The organism is Anaerovibrio sp., from assembly GCF_024697385.1.
Classification (GTDB): Bacteria; Bacillota; Negativicutes; order Selenomonadales; family Selenomonadaceae; genus Anaerovibrio.
This window is the reverse complement of sequence record NZ_JAILFV010000065.1, coordinates 1-2,930: the sequence shown is the minus strand read 5'-3', so window position 1 is coordinate 2,930 and position 2,930 is coordinate 1. Positions and strand designations below refer to the sequence as shown.

The window sequence follows — 2,930 nt, the reverse complement described above, 5'->3', positions numbered from 1 at the left end:
CTGAACGAATTTCATGTCCAGCTTGAGCACATCAACAGCCAAATCCTTCAAAATATTCAAGGAAGAATAGCCACTGCCAAAATCATCCATCAGCACTGTAAACCCGGCATTCTTTAATTTTTTTACAACCCGTACCAGCTGATCCGGATTTTCAGTATAAGCAGATTCAGTGATTTCCATGCGGAACATATATGGTTCCAGATCATATTTGACCATAAGTGTCCTGATATAATCAACAAAGCTCTGATCATACATGTTAATCCGGGAAACATTAACCGATATAGGCACCACCAAAAGGCCATGGTCCCTCTGTCGGCTGAGGAAACGACAGGCTGCCTCCCAGGCAAAGCGGTCCAGCCGTGAGATAAAGCCGTTCTTTTCAAATACAGGCAAAAAACTATTTGGGCTCAAAAGGCCTTTTTGGGGATGATTCCAACGAATTAGGGTTTCTGCTGATACCACTTTACCGGCAGAAGCATCGTATATTGGCTGGAGATAAATACAGAAATCTTTGTTATCCAGTGCCCCTTCCATGTCACGGACCAGCATCTGCTCCTCCATAAGACTTGCGCTGAGCTGTTCATCATAATAGGCATAACGCCTGTTATAATTGCCCTTAATGGTATTCATGGCCATATGGGCCCTGTCCAACATCTTATTCACAGGCATGTACACATTGTCTACCACAAATACCCCTGCGTAGAACATCACGCTGCGATATACAGCCAATGACCGTACAGCAGCATCCAGCCCCTGGATAATCAATTCGATTTCCAGTACATCCTCAGGAACACAAAGAGCAAATCTATCAGCCCCCAGTCTGGCAGCCAGCCCCCTTTTCCCTGCCACAGTCTTGAAATAGGCCGCCGCCGTTTTCAGCAGACGATCCCCCGTTTCCATGTTAAAAAGCTCATTAATCACCTTAAAGCAGCTGATATCAAAATATACCATGCAATATCTGGTTGCCCGGTTTTCCTGTATCAGCTTGCCAGCCTTTTCCAGCATGGTCTGGTGATTGTAGATTCCTGTCAGCTGATCAATCTCAATCCTGTTCTGCATTTCAGAAATTTTTTCTGCCTGCAGCTTTTGGCGTTCCTTGCGCCACTCATTTTCCTGCCGGGCCATTACATTTCTGACACGACACTTGACAATAATAGGATCATACGGCTTGGTAATATAATCTGCCGCACCATTTTCCAGTGCCTTGATTTCACTGTTCACCACGCCCTGAGATGTGGTAACTATTACAGGAATATGCATAAATCTTGGATTTTGATATAAAACCTTTAAAAGCTCCATACCGCCCATAACAGGCATCATCAAATCCAGCAGCATTATATCCACATTCCTGGTTTCCAGGATATCCAGGGCCTCCTTGCCATTCATGGCCTCCAGTATTTCGTATTCATCCTGAAAAAACCTTGCCAGAATGGCCCGGTTTATTTCCACATCATCAACGATAAGCATTATTTTACGCTCTGTCATAAAATCACCACATTTCATTGATACAGACGCAGCTCTTATTCCGGTTTATCCAACTCACTCACGCGTTTTTGTGCCTGGGCTACCCGGTCATAATCGTTATAGGCAGCATATTTTAAGAATTTCTTATAAGACTCCAACACCAGCTCAGTATTGCCAAGGGCATCATAGGATTGAGCCAGATTGAAATAAGCATCGGAATATTCCCCATTGCATTCCAGTGCCTTCTTATAAAGGTCAATAGCAGTATCGTGATTACCCTGGAGGAATTCAATATAGCCTCTTCCGTTATATACCTCAGGATGACTGTCGTTTATAGCCAGACTCCTGTCAAAGTATTCCCGGGCTTTGCTGAAATCACCCTTGCCACCATAAAGAACGCCAAGATTATCCATTACCGAATAATCAAGGGGATTTTTTCCCGCCAATGTTTCATAGTCCCTTATGGCATTTTCCACATCCCTGACCTGGGCATACAGAAAAGCCCTGACAGCGATAAATTTCATATTATTCCCCTGCAGACCAAGGGCAGAATTTATATCCTGCATGGCCAGGTCATGCTTACGCTGTCGCATGTACAGCATGCAACGATGGAAATAATAATTGGCATCATCCTGCTTAAGCTCAATGGCCTTGTTGTAGTCCTCCAGGGCATAATCCTCCCCCTTCAAAAGCTCAAAGGTCATGGCCCGGCGATAATAAAACACTGCATTATTTGGCTCCAGGTTGATTGCCTTGGTAAGGTCACGCATGGCATCTATTGTCTCCCCAGTACTGCCGTAGGCCAAAGCCCTAAGGCCATAGGTCTGGGCATGCTCCGGGGCCAATTCAATGGCCTTGGTAAAATCCTGAATTGCCTCGGCAAATTTCTGCTGGTTCAGATATATGGTTCCCCGTTGTCCATATAGAGCAACCCTGGAAGGATCCATCTCAATCGCCTTATTCAGGCAGCTGACTGCCAAATCATACTGCCCGGCCCTCATATGATCAATGCTCTCAGTGTAAAGGGCCTTGACCTCGTCATCATTATGCACGACTTCGGCCCATACCGGAGACTGAACCACAAGTATTCCTGCCATAGCACATACGCTGGTGGCCTTAATTATTTTTTTTAATAAACCAATTTCATTCATAAAAAATCTGCTTCCTTTTCATTTAAATATCCCAACCGGCATTTCCACAAAGGAGGAGATACCCTCATGCTTTGGCAGCCTCACCATGGAGGAAGGGAATATCCTTGCTTAGTTTTAATACCACTTTATAAGTTCAACACAATTTATTTTTTTCCTGCCTGCTGTACAAATAGGTCTTATTATGAAAAAGACTCTCGTATCCGCATTGACTACCGCTCTGGTAGTAGGCGCTGCATCCACTACTTTTGCAGCTGCCAATCCTTTCGCTGATGTTCCAGCTGATCACTGGGCATATGACGCTGTATCCGAGCTCCA

2 protein-coding genes and 1 pseudogene are annotated in these 2,930 nt (G+C 44.7%); 1 reads left to right on the top strand and 2 read right to left on the bottom strand.

Annotated elements, in window-relative coordinates; translation table 11 throughout:
• Nucleotides 1-1,503, bottom strand: a 1,503-nt coding sequence (locus K6C05_RS03125; RefSeq protein WP_296731111.1) for an EAL domain-containing protein, incomplete at its 3' end; no start/stop codon positions are given.
• A 17-nt stretch (nucleotides 1,504-1,520) separates the two neighbouring features.
• A complete protein-coding gene (locus tag K6C05_RS03120; RefSeq protein ID WP_296731106.1) occupies nucleotides 1,521-2,615 on the bottom strand; it encodes a tetratricopeptide repeat protein in 1,095 nt (364 codons plus the stop codon).
• Between the two features lie 181 nt (nucleotides 2,616-2,796).
• Between K6C05_RS03120 and K6C05_RS03115 the strand changes: the two are divergent.
• Nucleotides 2,797-2,930: pseudogene (locus K6C05_RS03115) on the top strand (S-layer protein); the annotation flags it as partial.

What these genes read in the sequence shown, in the direction of transcription:
- K6C05_RS03120 (WP_296731106.1), bottom strand. Translation starts at nt 2,615, where the DNA reads ATGAATGAAATTGGTTTATTAAAAAAAATAATTAAGGCCACCAGCGTA.